Annotated in this window: 14 protein-coding genes and 1 riboswitch; of the genes, 5 read left to right on the top strand and 9 right to left on the bottom strand. The window is 68.7% G+C overall.

Annotated elements, in window-relative coordinates; genetic code table 11:
• Positions 1-149: 149 nt before the first annotated feature.
• The 3 genes from AS181_RS19550 to gcvP all read left to right on the top strand — a co-directional run bounded on the left by AS181_RS19550 (position 150) and on the right by gcvP (position 4,845).
• The gene (locus AS181_RS19550; RefSeq protein WP_055475394.1) at positions 150-662 is read left to right on the top strand and encodes a bifunctional nuclease family protein; all 513 of its coding nucleotides are present in this window, start codon (positions 150-152) and stop codon (positions 660-662) included.
• Between the two features lie 295 nt (positions 663-957).
• The gene (locus AS181_RS19555) at positions 958-1,602 is read left to right on the top strand and encodes a MerR family transcriptional regulator (RefSeq protein WP_058253186.1); all 645 of its coding nucleotides are present in this window, start codon (positions 958-960) and stop codon (positions 1,600-1,602) included.
• Between the two features lie 29 nt (positions 1,603-1,631).
• Positions 1,632-1,735, top strand: a riboswitch (glycine riboswitch).
• A gap of 173 nt (positions 1,736-1,908) precedes the next feature.
• Positions 1,909-4,845 carry an aminomethyl-transferring glycine dehydrogenase gene (gene gcvP, locus AS181_RS19560; RefSeq protein ID WP_058253187.1) on the top strand — a complete coding sequence of 979 codons (2,937 nt, stop codon included), beginning with the start codon at positions 1,909-1,911 and terminating at the stop codon, positions 4,843-4,845.
• Positions 4,846-4,936: 91 nt separating this feature from the next.
• Here the strand turns inward: gcvP and AS181_RS19565 are convergent, their stop codons facing one another.
• The 9 genes from AS181_RS19565 to AS181_RS19605 form a co-directional block, all read right to left on the bottom strand.
• Positions 4,937-6,172: a substrate-binding domain-containing protein gene (locus tag AS181_RS19565; RefSeq protein ID WP_058253188.1), complete on the bottom strand. Its 1,236-nt coding sequence runs from the start codon at positions 6,170-6,172 to the stop codon at positions 4,937-4,939.
• Positions 6,173-6,310: 138 nt separating this feature from the next.
• The gene (locus tag AS181_RS19570; protein ID WP_058253189.1) at positions 6,311-8,542 is read right to left on the bottom strand and encodes a malate synthase G; all 2,232 of its coding nucleotides are present in this window, start codon (positions 8,540-8,542) and stop codon (positions 6,311-6,313) included.
• A 36-nt stretch (positions 8,543-8,578) separates the two neighbouring features.
• On the bottom strand, positions 8,579-9,523 hold the full coding sequence (locus AS181_RS19575; RefSeq protein ID WP_416259071.1) for a 3-methyladenine DNA glycosylase: 945 nt from the start codon (positions 9,521-9,523) through the stop codon (positions 8,579-8,581).
• Positions 9,520-10,596 carry a hemolysin family protein gene (locus AS181_RS19580; protein ID WP_058253190.1) on the bottom strand — a complete coding sequence of 359 codons (1,077 nt, stop codon included), beginning with the start codon at positions 10,594-10,596 and terminating at the stop codon, positions 9,520-9,522. The genes AS181_RS19575 and AS181_RS19580 overlap by 4 nt, the downstream gene beginning before the upstream one ends.
• Complete coding sequence (locus tag AS181_RS19585; protein ID WP_058253191.1) at positions 10,586-12,055, bottom strand: hemolysin family protein; 1,470 nt, start codon at positions 12,053-12,055, stop codon at positions 10,586-10,588. The genes AS181_RS19580 and AS181_RS19585 overlap by 11 nt, the downstream gene beginning before the upstream one ends.
• 1 nt (position 12,056) lies before the next feature.
• A complete protein-coding gene (locus tag AS181_RS19590) occupies positions 12,057-13,490 on the bottom strand; it encodes a GuaB1 family IMP dehydrogenase-related protein (protein ID WP_058253192.1) in 1,434 nt (477 codons plus the stop codon).
• A gap of 16 nt (positions 13,491-13,506) precedes the next feature.
• A complete protein-coding gene (gene gndA, locus AS181_RS19595; RefSeq protein ID WP_058253193.1) occupies positions 13,507-14,964 on the bottom strand; it encodes an NADP-dependent phosphogluconate dehydrogenase in 1,458 nt (485 codons plus the stop codon).
• 85 nt (positions 14,965-15,049) lie between these two features.
• Positions 15,050-16,003 carry a M56 family metallopeptidase gene (locus AS181_RS19600; RefSeq protein WP_058253194.1) on the bottom strand — a complete coding sequence of 318 codons (954 nt, stop codon included), beginning with the start codon at positions 16,001-16,003 and terminating at the stop codon, positions 15,050-15,052.
• 44 nt (positions 16,004-16,047) lie between these two features.
• The gene (locus tag AS181_RS19605; protein ID WP_058253195.1) at positions 16,048-16,446 is read right to left on the bottom strand and encodes a BlaI/MecI/CopY family transcriptional regulator; all 399 of its coding nucleotides are present in this window, start codon (positions 16,444-16,446) and stop codon (positions 16,048-16,050) included.
• 342 nt (positions 16,447-16,788) lie between these two features.
• Here AS181_RS19605 and AS181_RS19610 point away from each other — a divergent pair, with 342 nt between their 5' ends.
• The gene (locus tag AS181_RS19610; protein ID WP_058253196.1) at positions 16,789-17,211 is read left to right on the top strand and encodes a PaaI family thioesterase; all 423 of its coding nucleotides are present in this window, start codon (positions 16,789-16,791) and stop codon (positions 17,209-17,211) included.
• A 133-nt stretch (positions 17,212-17,344) separates the two neighbouring features.
• Complete coding sequence (locus AS181_RS19615) at positions 17,345-17,647, top strand: urease subunit gamma (RefSeq protein WP_058253197.1); 303 nt, start codon at positions 17,345-17,347, stop codon at positions 17,645-17,647.
• Positions 17,648-17,730 lie beyond the last annotated feature (83 nt).

Genomic DNA, 17,730 nt, shown 5'->3' on the forward strand with positions numbered 1-17,730 from the left:
CGCACCGGACTGAACAGCGACGATCCGTCGAGGGCATCCGCTGAGGGGATCCGCTGGGGCGCCGCGAGTCGGCCGCCGCTGTCCGCTCAGTCGGTGTAGCGTCGAGGTCACTGAATCGAGCGCCGTACAAGGCGTCTGGGAGGTGCGAGATGAGCGAGATGCGTGTGGTGGGCATCAGGGTCGAACCCCCGCAGAGTCAGCCGGTGTTGTTGCTGCGCGAGGTCGAGGGCGAACGCTACCTGCCGATCTGGATCGGACAGAGTGAAGCTGCGTCGATTGCGCTGCGGCAGAAGGGGATCGAGCCTCCTCGTCCGTTGACCCACGATTTGATCGTGAACCTCATCAAGGAGTTCGGGCAGACCCTCGTCGAGGTCCGGATCGTCGACATGCAGGAGGGCACCTTCTACGCCGAGATGATCTTCACCGGCGATCTGCGGGTGTCGGCGCGGCCGTCGGATTCGATCGCGGTCGCGATGCGTGCCGAGGTGCCGATCATCGCCGACGAAGAGGTTCTCGCCGAGGCGGGGTTGCTGATCCCGGACGAGGATTCCGACGAGTCCGCCGAGGTGCAGCCCGAAGAGGTCAAAGAGGACGAGGTCGAGAAGTTCAAGGAGTTCCTCGACAACGTGTCCCCGGACGACTTCAAGGCAAGCGGCGCCTGACCGGTTCGTGGAATCCGTCGACGAACGTGTTCGCCGACCGGAACCGAAACTCAGATCACGGAATCGACACCGCCCGATCACCATTTGTCTTGATCTCAAGTTGAGGTTGAGTGTCGTGGCGAGTCGCGTTGATCCACCGTCCTCCGCCGCATAGCGTCATCAGCGACATCGAGCACCGGACACGGGCCGATGAAGATGATCGGCCGACCGGAAACAGCCTGGACCGCGTACTGTGGACGTGGACGTCAGGCACCGTGGTGCGGCGTCCGATCCGAGCTTTGCGAGGGAGTCAGAAGTGGGCGATCGTCCGGTCGACAGCGAAATGACGTCGAGCGACCAGTCACCCGATCGTCCGGTGGGCGAGCGTCCCGACGCCGTCCCGACCCAGGGCAGTCTCGGCGACATCGCCCCGGGCCTCTTCCCGGACGACACGGTGCCCGACGAGCTCGTCGGCTACCGGGTGCCGAGCGCCTGCCAGATCGCCGGGATCACCTACCGCCAGCTCGACTACTGGGCCCGCACCTCGCTGGTCGTCCCGTCGATCCGTGGAGCGGCTGGTTCCGGAAGCCAGCGCCTGTACTCGTTCAAGGACATCCTCGTCCTCAAGATCGTCAAGCGTCTGCTCGACACCGGGATCTCCCTGCAGAACATCCGCGTCGCCGTCGACCACCTCCGTCAGCGCGGTGTCGAGGACCTCGCGAAGATCACCCTGTTCTCGGACGGTACGACCGTGTACGAGTGCACCTCGGCCGAAGAGGTCGTCGACCTCCTGCAGGGCGGGCAGGGCGTGTTCGGCATCGCCGTCAGCGGCGCGATGCGCGAACTCACCGGCACCATCGCCGACTTCCCCGGCGAGCGGGCCGACGGCGGTGTCAGTGAGACCGCACCCGAGGACGAACTCGCTGCGCGACGCAAGAACCGCGCCCGTCGCACCGGGTAGTCGAGACTCCGCGTAGACTGGCCCCGCGTCGCTACGCTGCGGGAGAGCGCCGTCGGATACTCATCGCCGGCGGCCGCCGAAGGAGCAACACCTCTCCGTCAAACTCTCAGGCACCCAGGACCGCGGTGGTGACGACGTCTCTGGAAAGTGACGATCCGTCGTCCGCCCACGGTGAAAGGCGATCGCGCAGAGTTGCGCAGCGCCGAATCTCTCAGGCGTCACATCGGCTGTGGCCGAAGACATGACAGAGGGGGAGGGTCAGCAGCCGGTCCGTGTACCGGCGCCTGCGAGAGGTTGCCCGCCACCGTGTCCACCACTGAAGCGACCCCGTCCGACGCCCCAGAAGGATCCAGCCCAGACGGATCCAGCCCGGACCCCACACGGGCCGCTCCCCAGCTGTCGGCCGCCTTCGTCGACCGCCATGTCGGTCCGGACGCCGACGAGACCCGCCGGATGCTCGAGGCGATCGGCGCGGCTTCCCTCGATGATCTGGCGCACCGTGTCATACCCGCAGTCATCGCCGACGAACTCGATTCCGATGTCCTGGGGGCGCTGCCCGCACCGCTGAGCGAGAGTGCGGTCCTCGCACAACTCGGTGACCTCGCAGCCCGCAACACCGTGGCCCGGTCGATGATCGGGCTCGGCTACTACGGAACCCACACGCCCGGCGTCATCCTGCGCAACGTGCTGGAGAACCCCGCCTGGTACACCGCGTACACGCCGTATCAGCCGGAGATCAGCCAGGGACGTCTCGAGTCGCTGCTGAACTTCCAGACCATGGTCGCCGACCTCACCGGCATGGAGGTGGCCAATGCCTCCATGCTCGACGAGGCCACCGCGGCCGCCGAGGCGATGACGCTGATGCGTCGCGCGGGCAAGTCGAAGTCGAACCGCGTGATCGTCGACGCGGACCTGTTCCCGCAGACGCGTGCCGTCCTCGACACGCGCGCCGAGCCCCTGGGCATCGAGGTCGTCGAGGCCTCGTTGCACCCCGATCTGCCCGGATGCGGACTGCCGGACGGCGACTTCTTCGGCGTGATCCTCCAGGTGCCCGGCGCATCGGGTCGCATCGTCGACGCCACCGCGATCGTCGACGCCGCGCACGAGCGCGGCGCTCTCGTCGCGGCCGGTGCCGATCTCCTGGCGATGACACTGGTCACGCCGCCCGGCGAGCAGGGAGCCGACGTCTGCTTCGGCACGACGCAACGCTTCGGTGTGCCGATGGGCTTCGGCGGACCGCACGCGGGTTACCTCGCCGTCGGGTCGAAGCACGCCCGACAGCTTCCCGGGCGGCTCGTCGGCATCTCCAAGGATGCCGACGGCAACCTGGCCTACCGACTCGCGCTGCAGACCCGCGAACAGCACATCCGCCGGGAGAAGGCCACGAGCAACATCTGCACCGCGCAAGTGCTGCTGGCGGTGATGGCCGCCATGTACGCCTCGTACCACGGGGCGGACGGCCTGCGTGCCATCGCACGACGCACCCACGACGCAGCGGCCCGGATCGCCGACTCGATCGCCGCGGGCGGGTTCTCGGTGGCACACGCGAACTTCTTCGACACCGTCGAGGTGCACGCACCCGGTCAAGCCGACACGATCCTCGCCCGCGCCCGCCACGACGGGATCAACCTGCGACGCGTCGACGCCGACACCATCGGCATCGCCTGTGACGAGACGACGACCGACGCCGACATCGATGCCGTCCTGCGGGCCTTCGACGTCGCCGGCGTCACCCCGCGGGCACTCGCGCAGCCGATCGAGAATCGCACCAGCGAGTACCTGACCCACCCGGCGTTCAACCGGTACCGCACCGAGACCGCGATGCTGCGTTACCTGCGGGCCCTGTCGGACAAGGACATCGCGCTCGACCGCAGCATGATCCCGCTCGGGTCGTGCACGATGAAACTCAACGCCACCACCGAGATGGAACCCATCACGTGGCCCGGCTTCGCCCAGCTGCACCCCTTCGCCCCGGCCGACGACACCGCGGGCATCCGCGAGCTGATCACCACGCTCGAGGGCTGGCTCGTGGCGGTCACCGGTTACGACCGCGTCAGCCTCCAGCCCAACGCGGGTTCACAGGGGGAGTTCGCGGGACTGCTTGCCATCCGCGGCTACCACCTCAGCCGCGGCGACGTCGACCGGGATGTCTGCCTCATCCCGTCGAGCGCCCACGGCACCAATGCCGCGTCGGCCGTCATGGCCGGAATGCGCGTCGTGGTGGTCGGGTGCCGCGAGAACGGCGACGTCGACCTCGACGATCTGCGCGCCAAGATCGCGGCAAACGAAGGCCGGGTCGCGGCGATCATGATCACGTACCCGTCGACGCACGGCGTCTTCGAGCACGACGTCCGCGACGTCTGCGGCGCGGTGCACGACGCCGGCGGCCAGGTCTACGTGGACGGCGCCAACCTCAACGCGCTCGTCGGTGTCGCACGGCCGGGTCATTTCGGCGGTGACGTCAGCCATCTCAACCTGCACAAGACGTTCTGCATCCCGCACGGCGGCGGCGGGCCCGGCGTCGGACCCGTCGCGGTCCGGGAGCATCTGGCCCCGTTTCTCCCCGGTCACCCGCTCGCCGACGAGCTGCCCGGGTCGGCCACGATCGCCGCGGCCCCGTACGGCTCGGCGGCGATCCTGCCGATCACCTATGCCTACATCGCGATGATGGGCGCGGACGGTCTCCGACGGGCGACGCTCACGGCGATCACCGCCGCCAACTACGTCGCCAAGCGGCTCGGTGAGCACTATCCGGTGCTCTACACCGGCGAGGACGGCTTCGTCGCCCACGAGTGCATCCTCGACCTCCGGGCCATCACCAAGGCCACCGGCGTCACCGTCGACGACGTGGCGAAGAGACTCGCGGACTACGGTTTTCACGCGCCGACCATGAGTTTCCCGGTGGCCGGCACGCTGATGGTGGAGCCCACCGAGAGCGAGAACCTCGACGAGATCGACGCGTTCTGCGATGCGATGATCGCGATCCGCGGCGAGATCGAACTCGTCGGACGAGGGGAGTGGCCCGCCGAGGACAGTCCGCTCCGCGGCGCCCCGCACACGGCCGAGTCGCTCGTCGGCGAGTGGGACCACCCGTACTCGCGGGAAGTCGCCGTCTACCCGCAGGGACTGCCGTCCGCAGGCGGCCGGGCGAAGGTGTGGCCGGCCGTCCGGCGGATCGACGGGGTGTACGGCGACCGCAACCTGGTGTGCAGCTGCCCGCCGATCGAGGCCTACAGCAGCTGACTTCTTCATCGTCTTAAGCTCCTCACCTGTTCGTTGAGCAGGTGAGGAGCGCAGCCACGAACCGTGTCGAAACGACCCGTCCTCGCGAGCTCTAACCCCCCGCGCTTCCCGACGGCACCGAGGGCGGCGTGGAGCTCGCCGGAACGCTGGCCGGCCCGTAGACGAGCCGGTTGATGGCGACGATCGCGCCGTTCTCGGGTGTCGGCATCGGATCGGGCGTGCGCGGGAACGTCACGGTCGGGGTCGGGGAGGGCATCGGGGCGTCGCCGCGGAAACCGAGCTCGGTGAGCAACTGCAACTGCTCGGGCTCCGAGGCGAACTGGATGAACTCGGCGACGGCATCGGCTGCCGACTCGGAGACCTCGGGACCCGACATCCGGATGACGGGGTAGTCGGCGATCGGCGTCGGACCCGACGGGATGAGTTCGGCCAGGCGTGCGCGGTCGTCCTCGCGGGTCATCTGGAACAGGCGTTGTTCAGTGATGGGCACGACGTGGATCTCCGCTCGGGCCGCGTCCGGTGCGTCGGCGATGGCCGTTGCCGCGCCCTGGGGTGTCCCGTCCGGGGAGAGCGGCGCGCCCTCCAGCATGGCGCGGACACTGGAACTGACCCGCGGCGACTCGGCGTCGGCGGTGGTCAGCGGTCCGGTGGTCCGGGTGACGCGTGTCGCGACCGCCTGGGCGGCCAGCGCGCTGGCGTCGGACTGTGCGCCGATAGGCATCGCCATGCGCAACGATCCCCAACCCTGGAGTCCGAAGTCGGCGAGTGAGTTGTCGCGGCGCTGCAGGGTGGGGATCTGCGACCAGTCGAGACTGCCGGCCAGGGAGCTGTTGAGCTCGGGGGACACCGCCAGCACGACCGGCGTCGAGACCAGCGATCGGGTGTTGCCCTCGATCGCATCGGGTTTCGCCGCCGCCAGATCTGCCGACCACACCGACGACTGCGGCACCCAGGCGGCCGGGTATGCGCCCATCGACTCGGTGTCCCACGACCCCGACAGACCGTCGAGGGTGATCTTCGCGTCGCCCGGCCGGACGTCGACGCTGACGCATTTGTCGCGCACGACGGGGTTCGTCTCGCCGAAGTTGCGGGCGACGGCCGCCAGTCCCGGCGCAATATCCGGATCGGCGACGATCGGTACCGACTCACGACCCTCGACGCACTGCGCGGCGGCCTCCTCGGCCTGGCGATCGATCTGATCGCCGAGGTCCTGCCAGATGACGACGACGGCCGCGACGAGCAGGATCGACAAGAGTGCGGCGACGACACCTCGGCTCACGCCGCGGCTTCGGATGCTCTCCCCGCCGCTACTCCGGTGATGTGCCAACGCCGATGCCCTCCCTGCTCGGTGCGTCCCTCGCCCGGTCGGCCGTGGCGAGCCGGTGCGCAGTGCAGGGTACGACGATACGCCGTGCCGACTCTCGGCGGTTCGGCACGGTCGTATCGCCTACGTGGAACCCGGTGCTCAGCCGGCCGGGTTCGCCGCCTTGTACTCGCGGCGACGGCGGTGCAGGATCGGCTCGGTGTAGCCGCTCGGCTGCGTCGTGCCCTCGAGGATCAGCTCCTTGGCCGCCTGGAAGGCGATGTTGGAGTCGAAGTCCGGCGCCAGGGGGCGGTAGGTCGGGTCACCGGCGTTCTGCCGGTCGACGACCGGGGCCATCCGCTCGAGCGAGGCCACCACGTCGGCCTCGCCGACGATGCCGTGGCGAAGCCAGTTCGCCAGCAGCTGGCTCGAGATCCGAAGCGTCGCACGGTCTTCCATGAGAGCGACGTCGTGGATGTCGGGGACCTTGGAGCAGCCGACACCCTGGTCGATCCATCGCACCACGTAACCGAGGATGGACTGGCAGTTGTTGTCGAGTTCCTGCTGCTTCTCCTCGTCGGACCAGTCGGTCTTCGGCGCGAGCGGGATGGTGAGGATGTCCTCGACCCGGGCGGGATCGCGCTTGGCGATCTCGTCCTGGCGCTCGAAGACGTCGACGAGGTGGTAGTGCAGCGCGTGCAGAGTGGCGGCCGTCGGTGACGGCACCCATGCGGTGGTGGCGCCGGCCTTCGGGTGCCCGATCTTCTGCTCGAGCATGTCGGCCATCAGGTCGGGCATGGCCCACATGCCCTTGCCGATCTGGGCCTTGTGCTGCAGGCCCGCGTGCAAGCCGGTGTCGACGTTGAAGTTCTCGTACGCCCCGATCCAGGTCTGCTGCTTCATCTCGCCCTTGCGCACCATCGGCCCGGCTTCCATCGAGGTGTGGATCTCGTCGCCGGTGCGGTCGAGGAAGCCGGTGTTGATGAACACCACGCGCTGCTCGGCGGCCTTGATGCAGGCCTTGAGGTTCACCGTGGTGCGGCGCTCCTCGTCCATGATCCCGACCTTGAGCGTGTTCTCGGGCAGGCCGAGGACCTTCTCCACACGGCCGAACAGTTCGACGGTGAAGGCGACCTCGTCGGGGCCGTGCATCTTCGGCTTCACGATGTAGACCGATCCGGTCCGCGAGTTCTGTAGACCCTCTGCTTGCGATCCATTCGGCCCGCTCGCTTCGCTCCCGGCGCCGCTCAAACCGTGGATGCCGATCAGTGACGTGATCAGACCGTCGAGGATGCCCTCGGGGACCTCGTTGCCGTCGGCGTCGAGAATCGCGTCGTTGGTCATCAGGTGGCCCACGTTGCGGACGAACAGCAGCGAACGCCCGTGCAGGTCGAAGGTGGTGCCGTCCGGCGCGGTGTACTCGCGGTTGCCGTTGAGCACGCGCGTGAAGGTCTTGCCGCCCTTGGAAACCTCCTCGGCGAGGTCACCCTTGTTGAGGCCCAGCCAGTTCCGGTACCCGACGACCTTGTCTTCGGCGTCGACCGCAGCGACCGAGTCCTCGAAGTCCATGATCGTGGTGATCGCGGATTCGACGACGACGTCCTTGATTCCGGCCGGGTCGGTGGACCCGATGGGCGAGGACGGATCGATCTCGATGTCGAGGTGAAGGCCGTTGTTGCGCAGCAGGATCGAGGTCGGCGAAGCCGCGTCGCCGCGGTAGCCGACGAACGCGGTCGGGTCGGCCAGGGTGGAGGTCTTGTCGCTGTCCAGCGTCACCTGCAGCGCGCCGTCGGTGACGGCGAACGCCCGCACATCGGTGTAGCTGCACTGTTCGAGCGGCACGGCCTGGTCGAGGAAGTCCTTGGCGTAGGCGATGACCTTGTCGCCGCGCACCTTGTTGTAGGACGAGCCCTTCTCCGCGCCGTCGGTCTCGGGGATCGCGTCGGTACCGTAGAGCGCGTCGTACAGCGAACCCCAGCGGGCGTTCGAGGCGTTCAGCGCGAACCGCGCGTTGAGGATCGGGACCACGAGCTGCGGGCCCGCGGTGTCGGCGATCTCGCGGTCGACGTTCGACGTGGTGATCTGGAAGTCGGCGGGGACCTCAGCGAGGTAGCCGATCTCGGTCAGAAACGACTTGTAGGAGTCGAAGTCGGCGCTGCCGGGGGTGAGGTCGGCGTCCTTGTGATCGCGGTGCCAGGCGTCGAGCTTGGTCTGCAGGTCGTCGCGGACGGCGAGCAGTTCGCGGTTGCGCGGGGCGAGATCGGCGATGACCGAGGCCGCACCGGCCCAGAAGGCGTCCGCATCTACACCGGTACCGGGCAACGCCTCGTTGTTGATGAAGTCGTGCAGGACGGTAGCGACCTGCAACCCGTTGACGGTGATCCGGTCAGACATGGCAGCCTTTCTCGAGCGAATGACGACGCATACATGCTACTCGTCGGTAACGGCGGACGGCAGGCGCCTCCCGCCGGGCACGGTCGCGAGGTCCGCGAGCTCCGTACAGATGGTGAGCAACCGCGTCCGCAGGGTCATTCCCCGTTCGGCGATCGCCGACTGCTCGCGCACGTAGTCGGCCCTGCCGGCGGCTGTCTCGATGCGGACCGGCTCGTAACCGAGGTCGCTGAGATCGTAGGGACTGGCGCGCATGTCGAGGTCGCGGGCTCGGAGTGCCAGCGCGAAGCAGTCGAGCGTCAGGTCCGACGGCACGAGAGGCGCGAGGGTGAAGCAGTACCGGTAGAGGTCCATCGTCGCGTGCAGGCAACCCGGTTGTTCGTGCGCGATCTGCGTCACCCGGCTCAGCGTGGTGTCGTTGCGCGGACGCGCCGGGTCGGTGAAGAACCGGTAGGCGTCGAAGTGGGTGCACCGCAGCGGCATCGACTCGACGACCGCGTCGGTGCCCGCGGACCCCAATCGCAGCGGCAGGTCGTGCCGGGTGTCGTCGGTGCGGTAGACCATCGCCCACTCGTGCAGGCCGAAACAGCCGAGCCGAGCGGGTCGTCGGGCGGTGGCGCCGAGCATGTCCACGGCGGCGGCGAGCGCTTCGCCGCGGTGCCGGAGATAGGCGTCGCCGACGCTCACACCGGCGGCGGTCTGCTCGTAGCCACGCAGGCCGAGGAACTCGTCGCCGTCCTCGATCGTCACACCGAACCCGGGATGCCAGCGCAGCACGTGCGCCGGACGTGACGAGTAGTAGGTGAACAAGAAGTCGATCACCGGGTGACGGGCGCCGCGACGCCGGGCGTCGAGGTAGGGGCCGATCAGCTCCTCCACCGCCCGCCGATGGGCGTCGCGGCGTGCTCGCCACTCGTCGGCGTCCAGGACCTGCGCCGCCAGGTCGAGCTCCGGATGTTCCAGTTGCGCGGTCATCGTGGTCACACCCGGTGTGTCTCGTCGCGGACGTTGCCGACGAACTCCTCCACCAGGTCGGCGAGCGGGACGATGCCGATGGTGCGGCCGCTGTCGTCGACCACCGCGCCCAGATGCGAACTGGTCCGCCGCAGCACTCCCGTGGCCTCGTCGAGGGGCGTCGTCGAATCGATGACCGGCAGCGGCCGGATCTTGTCGACGCCGATGATGGTGTCCGGTCCGACGTGCTCGTCGAGGATCTCGTCGAGTACGTCCTTGAGGTGCAGATAGCCGGTGAAGGTGCCGTCGGGTCCGCGGACGGGGAACCGGGAGAACCCCGTCTCGCCGACCGCTTTCTCCACGGCACCCAGCGTCGGTCCGATGCCGCCGGAACCGGACACCTGCACACCGACACTGCGCATCTGGTCCAGCGGGATCATCACCTCCGACACCGTGCGGCCGATGGATTGCAGGGCGCGGGTCAGTCGTTCGTGCTCCTCGGCGTCGATGAGGCCTTCCTGCTTGGACTCGCCGACCATCTCGGCCAGCTCGCCCAGCGACACCGTGGACTCGAGTTCGTCCTTCGGTTCCACTCGGAGGAGCCGCAGGGAGATGTTTGCCAGCCAGTTGTAGAACGCGATCAACGGCCGGACCAGCCGGATGAAGAGCAGATGTGCCGGCACGAGGAGCATCGCGGACGACTCCGGGCCGGCCAGCGCGATGTTCTTCGGCACCATCTCACCCAGCAGGATGTGCAGCACCACGACCAGCGACAGCGCGATGGCGAACGAGATCGGGTGGAGAAGGGCATCGGGAACGTGCGCCAGGTGCAGCGGCGCCTCGATGAGATGCGCGACCGCGGGCTCGCCGACCCGGCCGAGCAGGATCGAGCAGATCGTGATGCCGAGCTGCGCACCGGCCAGCATCAGCGACAGCCGTTCGCCGGCGTGGATGACGGTCCTCGCGCGGCTCTTGCCGCTCTCGGCGAGGGCTTCGAGGCGGTCGCGCCGAGCCGAGATCAGGGAGAACTCGGCACCCACGAAGAACGCGTTGCCGGCCAGGAGGACGACGGTCAGCCCGACCGCCCACAGATCACCGCCCATGCGGGTCCTCCTGGATGCGCGACGGTTCGCCGTTTCGTTCGGAAGCGGCGGAGAGGTCTCGGTCCGCGTGAGCCGCCCGGACCTGATCCGCGGGAGCCGGCCGGATGGCGACCACGTCGACCCGGCGTCCGTCCATCTGGGTGACGGTCGCACGCCAGGTGACGTCGGGGCCGCGGTCGGGCGACTGGGCGGTGTCGTCGTCGGTCTCGCCGACGGCCGAGCGTCGTGGGAGGTCCACCTCGTCGTCGACGGTGGGAATGCGTCCCAGGCAGTACATGACGAGTCCACCCAGCGTGTCGTAGGGCCCTTCGGGGGCGTGGTAGCCGACGGCGTCGTACAGCTCGTCGATGCGCAGCAGTCCGGCACAGAGGTAACCGTTGCCGTCGACCGCGACGTCGGCGCGTTCGTCGTCGTGTTCGTCGGTGACGTCGCCGAGGATCTCCTCGATGAGGTCTTCGGTGGTGACGATGCCGGCGGTCCCGCCGTATTCGTCGATCACGACGCACAGCTCCATCCCGTCGGCGCGGATGCGTTCCATCAGCGCGTCACCGTCGAGGCTGGCCGGCACACGTGGCACCGGCCGGGCGATCGAGGTGACCGAGGTGGTGGCCTGTCGCTCGGGCGGAACGGTGAAGGCCTGTTTGATGTGCACGACCCCGACGAGGTCGTCGAGGTCGCCGTCGATGACGACCGGGAAACGGGAGTGCCCGGTGCGCGACGACGCCATGACGAGGTCGCGGACGGAGTCGGCGCGGTCGAGACAATCGATGGTCACGCGGGGGGTCATCAGGTCCTCGGCGGTCAGTTCGCCGAAGCGCAGCGAGCGGTCGACGAGGGTCGCCGTCTGCTGGTCGAGGGCACCGCGACGTGCCGAGTTACGGACGAGCGAGACGAGTTCCTGGGGCGACCGCGCGGAGGCCAGCTCATCGGTCGGTTCGATGCCGAGTCGGCGGACGATCCAGTTCGCCGTGCCGTTCAATCCGTTGATCGCCCAGCGGAAGACCGCGGAGAACACGGTCATCGGGCCGGCGGTGGCCCGCGCCACCGCGAGCGGCTTGGCGATCGCGAGGTTCTTCGGGATGAGCTCGCCGAGCACCATCGACAGGGAGGTCGCGATCACCAGCGCGAGGATGAGCGAGGTCGCCGAGGCCACCGACTCGCCGACGCCGAGTGCGGTCAGCGGCGGCTGGAGGATCCGGGCGAGGACCGGTTCGGCGATGTAGCCGGTGATGAGGGTCGTGATCGTGATGCCCAGCTGCGCGCCCGACAGCTGGAACGACAGGGTGGAGTGCGCGCGTTGGACCATCCGAGAACGACGGTCCGCGCGATCGGCCACGTCGGCGGTGATCGTCGACCGCTCCAACGCGGTGAGGGAGAACTCGGCCGCCACGAACAGCGCCGTCCCGAGCGTCAGCGCGATGAATCCGACGAGACTCGCGACCAGGAGCAGGATCTCCACGTCACCACCCGCCCGGCAGGGGCCGTCCTTCGGCGAAGCCGGCGGGCGACTGGATGCCCAACACCACCTTGTCGTGGAGTTCGCGCAGGTTGCGGGCGCCGGTGTACGTGGCCGTGCTGCGGACGCCCGCACAGATGTGGTCGATGACGTCCTCGACGCCGGGCCGCTCCGGGTTCAGGCGGATCCGTGAACTCGAGATGCCCTCTTCGAACAAGCTCTTGCGTGCTCGGTCGTAGGTGCTGTCGCCGCTCGACCGGGCCGCGACCGCCCGCTTCGAGGCCATGCCGAAACTCACCTTGTACGGACCCCGCTCGTCCACGAGCAGGTCGCCCGGTGACTCGTGGGTCCCGGCGAACCACGAGCCGACCATCACGTTCGACGCCCCGGCGGCCAGTGCGAGCGCGACATCGCGCGGGTGTCGGACACCGCCGTCGGCCCAGACCGCTGCACCGTGTCCCGCGGCGACCGCGGCGCATTCGGCGACCGCCGAGAACTGGGGACGCCCGACGCCGGTCATCATGCGGGTGGTGCACATCGCGCCCGGCCCGACACCGACCTTGATGATCGACGCGCCGGCGTCGATGAGGTCGAGCGTGCCCTCGGCCGACACGACATTGCCGGCCGCGATCGGGACGCCGAAGTCGGCGTCGGCGACCGCGGACAGCGCGGTGAGCATCTTCTCCTGATGGCCGTGCGCGGTGTCGATCACCAGTAGATCCGCTCCCGCGGCGACCAACGCGCGAGCCTTGCCCACGACGTCGCCGTTGATGCCGACGGCCGCCGCGATCCGCAGGGCGCCGGCGGAGTCGAGGTTCGGCGTGTAGATCGCATGCCGCAGGGCACCGACGCGGTTGAGCACCCCGGTGAGCCGGCCGTCGGGTTCGACGAGCACGGCCAGGCCCAGGTGCAGGTCACCCAGCGCGTCGAAGACCTCGCGGGGCGGGGTGTCGACGGGCAGCGTCACGATGTCGGGGTCGACGATCTCGCGGACCCGGGCGAACCGGTCGACGTCGCGGCACCGTCTCTCGGTCACGACACCCACCGGCCGGCCGTCTTCGACCACGACGGCCGCGCCGTGGGAACGCTTCGGGATCAACGCGACCGCATCGGTGACCGACGCGTCCGGGTCGAGGGTGACGGGTGTGTCGGCCACCAGGTGCCGTGACTTCACGAAGGCGATGGACGCGGCGGCCGCCTCGATGGGCAGGTCCTGGGGGAGGACCACGAGCCCACCGCGGCGGGCCACCGTCTCGGCCATGCGCTTGCCCGCCACCGCCGTCATGTTCGCCACGACCAGCGGGATCGTGGTACCGCTGCCGTCCGACGTCGACAGGTCGACGTCGAATCGGGAACTGACATCCGACCTGCCGGGGACGATGAACAGATCGTCGTAGGTCAGATCATGTGTCGGCCGGTGGCCTTCGATGAATCGCACTGGGGTTCGCAGGCTCCTATTCGGTCACTTCGGAGCGGTCGCCGCTCCACAGTGTGTGGAACGTGCCCTCCTTGTCGATGCGCTGGTAGGTGTGCGCACCGAAGAAGTCGCGCAGACCCTGGGTCAGCGCGGCCGGCAGCCGTTCGGCGCGCAGACCGTCGTAGTACGACAGCGACGACGCGAAGGCCGGCACGGGTATACCGAGCAGCGTCGCGGTCGAAACCACCCGGCGCCAACTGTCGATGCCGACCTCGACGGCTTCGCGGAAGTACGGCGCGAGAAGCAGGCTCGGAAGGGCGGGGTCGTCGTGGTAGGCCTCACGGATGCGGTTGAGGAACTGTGCCCGGATGATGCAGCCGCCGCGCCAGATGGTGGCCAGTGCTCCGCGGTCGACATCCCAGCCGTACTCGGCGCTGCCGGCGGCGATCTGATCGAAGCCCTGGGCGTAGGCGACGACCTTGGAGGCGTATAGGGCCGTCTTGATGTCGTTGACGAAGCTCTCGCGGTCGGCGGGGGCCGAGCCGAGGTTGCCCGACGACAGGCCGCGCGCGGCGACGCGCTGATCGGTGGCGCTCGACAGGGCGCGGGCGAACACGGCCTCGGCGATCCCGGTCGTCGGGATGCCCAGGTCGAGTGCGGACTTCACGGTCCAGCGGCCGGTGCCCTTCTGACCCGCGGCGTCGACGATGACGTCGACCAGCGGCTTGCCGGTCTCGTCGTCGACCTGGCTGAGGACCTCCGCGGTGATCTCGATCAGGTAGCTCTCGAGTTCGGTGGTGTTCCAGTCGCGGAAGACGTCGGCGATCTCCGAGACCGGCATGTCCAGGGCCTTGCGCATGAGGTCGTAGGCCTCGCCGATGAGCTGCATGTCGGCGTACTCGATGCCGTTGTGCACCATCTTGACGAAGTGGCCGCTGCCGTCGGGCCCGATGTGGGTGCAGCACGGCTCGCCGTCGACCTGGGCGGCGATCGACTCGAGGAGGGGCCCGAGCGACTCGTAGGACTCGGCGGGTCCGCCCGGCATGATCGACGGGCCGTTGAGCGCGCCCTCTTCGCCGCCGGAGATGCCCGCGCCGACGAAGTTGAGTCCGCGGGCCGACATCGCGGCCTCGCGCCGGATGGTGTCGGTGTAGAGGGCGTTGCCGCCGTCGATGATGATGTCGCCCGGCTCCATCGCGTCGGCGAGTTCCTCGATGACCGCGTCGGTCGCGTCGCCCGCCTTCACCATGATGAGGACCCGGCGCGGACGCTCGAGTGCGGCCACGAACTCGGCCACCGTCTCGGTGCGGATGAAGTTGCCGTCGCCGCCGTGGTTTTCGAGCAGCGCGTCGGTCTTGGCGATGCTGCGGTTGTGCAGCGCGACCGTATACCCGTGACGGGCGAAGTTGCGTGCGATGTTCGAACCCATGACGGCCAGGCCGGTGACACCGATCTGGGCCTTCGCGGAGGAGGACGATGCGTCGACATTGTTCATGCGGACAGCCTATTGCCTCTGTGTCCGAAGCGGCGATCTGCCTCCACGTGTGACGGCGGTCCGATACCGCCGGGGGCAGGAGTCGTCAGAACGCCGACATGAGTCGGTTGAGCTCGGTAAGCCACGGGATCGCGACCGCGAGGGTCGGCAGGACCAGGATCGCGGCGGCGGCGATGTAGGCGCCGGCCGCGAGAACGCGTGCGGGACGGTCGTCGCGGAGCCGGTGGACGCGGGTCAGGGTGGTCGGCCCGCCGACCGCCATCGCCCCGCGGGGAGCCACCGCGTCGGCGCACGCGACCAGTGCGCGACCCAGTGTCGTCGGGGTGGTCGCGCGGACGGCCTGGTCGTCGGCCAGTGCCTCGACGAGCAGTTCCGCGGCGCCGAGCGCCGAGCTGCTGCGGACGAAGCGGGGGAACGCCTCGTGCAACGCGATGAAGGCCTCGAGGACGAGGTCGTGGCGGGCGCGGAGGTGCGCGCGTTCGTGGGCGATCACCGCGACGAGTTCGTCACGGGTGAGCCGATGCACCACGCCTTCGCTGACCACGACGCGCTGACGCAGCCCGGGCAGGCAGTAGGCGAGGGGTTGTTCGACGTCGATCATCCGGACGTCGCGGGCGTAGAGCGGATCGTCGGCGTCGTCGGTCCGGTCGCAACGGTCGAGGATGTCGATGAGCTGACGGTGCGCCTTGCGCCGGGCGCGGGTGCGCAGGCCGACGCGGATCACGGTGTAGAACAGCCGCGCGCCGACGAGCAGGGTGAGCACGAAGACCCCGACGCAGAGGAGCCACAGCGGCCAGCCGAGGCGTTCGATCTCACGGACCGGGTGCGTCGTCGGGGTGCCGTCGGGACCGATCACGAGGATGTTCGCCGCGATCGCCAGGCCACAGCTGAACGCCGACAGCACGGCGGCCAGGGCAATGGCCTGCCACAGCGTCATCGCCGCGCGTGGTGCTCGGATCGGCCAGCGGGCCCGGGACAGTGCCTCGGGTACGGGTCCGGCGAGCACCAGGCTGACGATGCCGAAGAGCAAGGCGGTCATCTGGTGATTCCTCAGGGTGGGCTGCGAGTGGTGGTGCCGCGAATCTAGCCGGTGTCGCTCGTTCCGCGGGCGGCTTCGAGTTCATCGAGTGCGGAACGGAGGGCGGCCGCCTCGTCGGCGCCCACGCGACCGACGAAGGACACCAGGGCCGCATGTCGGGAGCCGGGAGCGGCGGCCTCGCTGAGCGCGTCGACCATGAGGCTGGCGACCAGGTCCTCGCGGGGATGGGTGGGGACGTACTTGTGGGCCCGGTCGTCGCGGATCTGCGTCACCAGGTTCTTCTTCGCCAGTCGCTGCAGGACTGTCATGACGGTCGTGTACGCAAGGGAGCGGTCCCGGGACAGTGCGGCGTGTACCTGCCGCACGGTCTGCGGGGTCGAACTCTCCCACAACGTGTCCATCACAGCGCGTTCGAGGTCGCCCAGGCCATTCATCTTTCGCATTTTACTGCTGTGCCTCCGTTTGTGGGTCCGGTGGATACCCAGTTGTTGCGGGTCGGTGTGCCGAGCGACGCCGATGTCGGTCACCACGCTCCTGACGTGGCCTTTTCCCGAACGCTTGACAGGTTGGTAAGGCTAGCCTACATTAAGTGTCACGTCGGACCGCGCGAGAGTCCTGAGGGCTGCAGAGACCCCCGGTCCACGGCACGGAAGGCCCCGCATCTCCCAGAGATGCGGGGCCTTCTGGGATCCTCGGGGGGCAAACGATCGGCGGTCGAGCCCGGTTCCCCGCCGAGTCCCGGACTGCTGTCGCCACGATCCGACCGACATGCGACTGTTGACGTCATGACTGCTGACAGTGCGGACGATGTTCTCCGGGATTCATTCGGCAAAGGGCTCGACGGGGTCCTGGGACTCGAGGTCGTCGAGGCCGGGCCGGACCGGATCGTGGCCACGATGGAGATCACCGAGCGTCATCATCAGCCGTTCGGCATCGTGCACGGCGGCGTCTATTGCGCGGTCGGTGAGAGTGTCGCCAGCATGAGCGGTTTCCTCTGGCTGCAGGATTCCGGGATCGGCGGCACCGCCGTCGGGGTGAACAACAACACCGACTTCCTCCGGTCCGTCCGCGCCGGCACGGTCACCGCGACGTCCACCCCGATCCACCGGGGCCGTCGCCAGCAGCTGTGGGCTGTCGACATGGTCGACCAGGACGGAAAGATGCTGGCCAAGTCGCAGGTGCGGCTGCAGAACATCGAGGTCACATAGGCCGTTGAGGCCCGCGTCACCCCATCGCCACTCGGCGCGCCGACCCCGTGTCGGCATGGCAGGATGACTCCTACTGCCCGGCCGGACCCACCGAACAGACCGTCCGGCCGAACACTCTCGAGGAGCGCTCCCGGTGCGACTGTCGCCGCATGAACAAGAACGGCTGTTGATCTCCTACGCGGCCGAGCTGGCCCGGCGGCGGCAGGGGCGCGGCCTGAAGCTCAACCACCCGGAGTCGGTCGCGCTGATCACCGATCACGTCCTGGAGGGCGCCCGCGACGGCCGGTCGGTGGCCGAGCTGATGACATCCGGCCGCGAGGTGCTCCGGCGCGACGACGTCATGGACGGGGTGCCGGAGATGCTGCACGACGTCCAGGTGGAGGCGACGTTCCCCGACGGCACCAAGCTGGTGACCGTGCACGACCCCATCGCCTGACGCCCCGCGATCGGGGCACCGTCCGAGGTGGATCGTGGCGCCCCGCGCCCGTCCATCGAACAGCAGCAGTCCAGAGGAGACCG

Origin of the sequence: Gordonia sp. SGD-V-85 (assembly GCF_001456905.1) — a bacterium.
GTDB classification, from domain to species: domain Bacteria; phylum Actinomycetota; class Actinomycetes; order Mycobacteriales; family Mycobacteriaceae; genus Gordonia; species Gordonia hongkongensis.

Excerpts from the sequence above, each read along its gene's own strand:
- AS181_RS19610 (WP_058253196.1), top strand. The coding sequence starts at position 16,789 with ATGACTGCTGACAGTGCGGACGATGTTCTCCGGGATTCATTCGGCAAA.
- AS181_RS19580 (WP_058253190.1), bottom strand. The coding sequence starts at position 10,596 with ATGGGCGGTGATCTGTGGGCGGTCGGGCTGACCGTCGTCCTCCTGGCC.
- AS181_RS19550 (WP_055475394.1), top strand. The coding sequence starts at position 150 with ATGAGCGAGATGCGTGTGGTGGGCATCAGGGTCGAACCCCCGCAGAGT.
- gndA (WP_058253193.1), bottom strand. The coding sequence starts at position 14,964 with ATGAACAATGTCGACGCATCGTCCTCCTCCGCGAAGGCCCAGATCGGT.
- AS181_RS19600 (WP_058253194.1), bottom strand. The coding sequence starts at position 16,003 with ATGACCGCCTTGCTCTTCGGCATCGTCAGCCTGGTGCTCGCCGGACCC.
- AS181_RS19605 (WP_058253195.1), bottom strand. The coding sequence starts at position 16,446 with ATGCGAAAGATGAATGGCCTGGGCGACCTCGAACGCGCTGTGATGGAC.
- AS181_RS19570 (WP_058253189.1), bottom strand. The coding sequence starts at position 8,542 with ATGTCTGACCGGATCACCGTCAACGGGTTGCAGGTCGCTACCGTCCTG.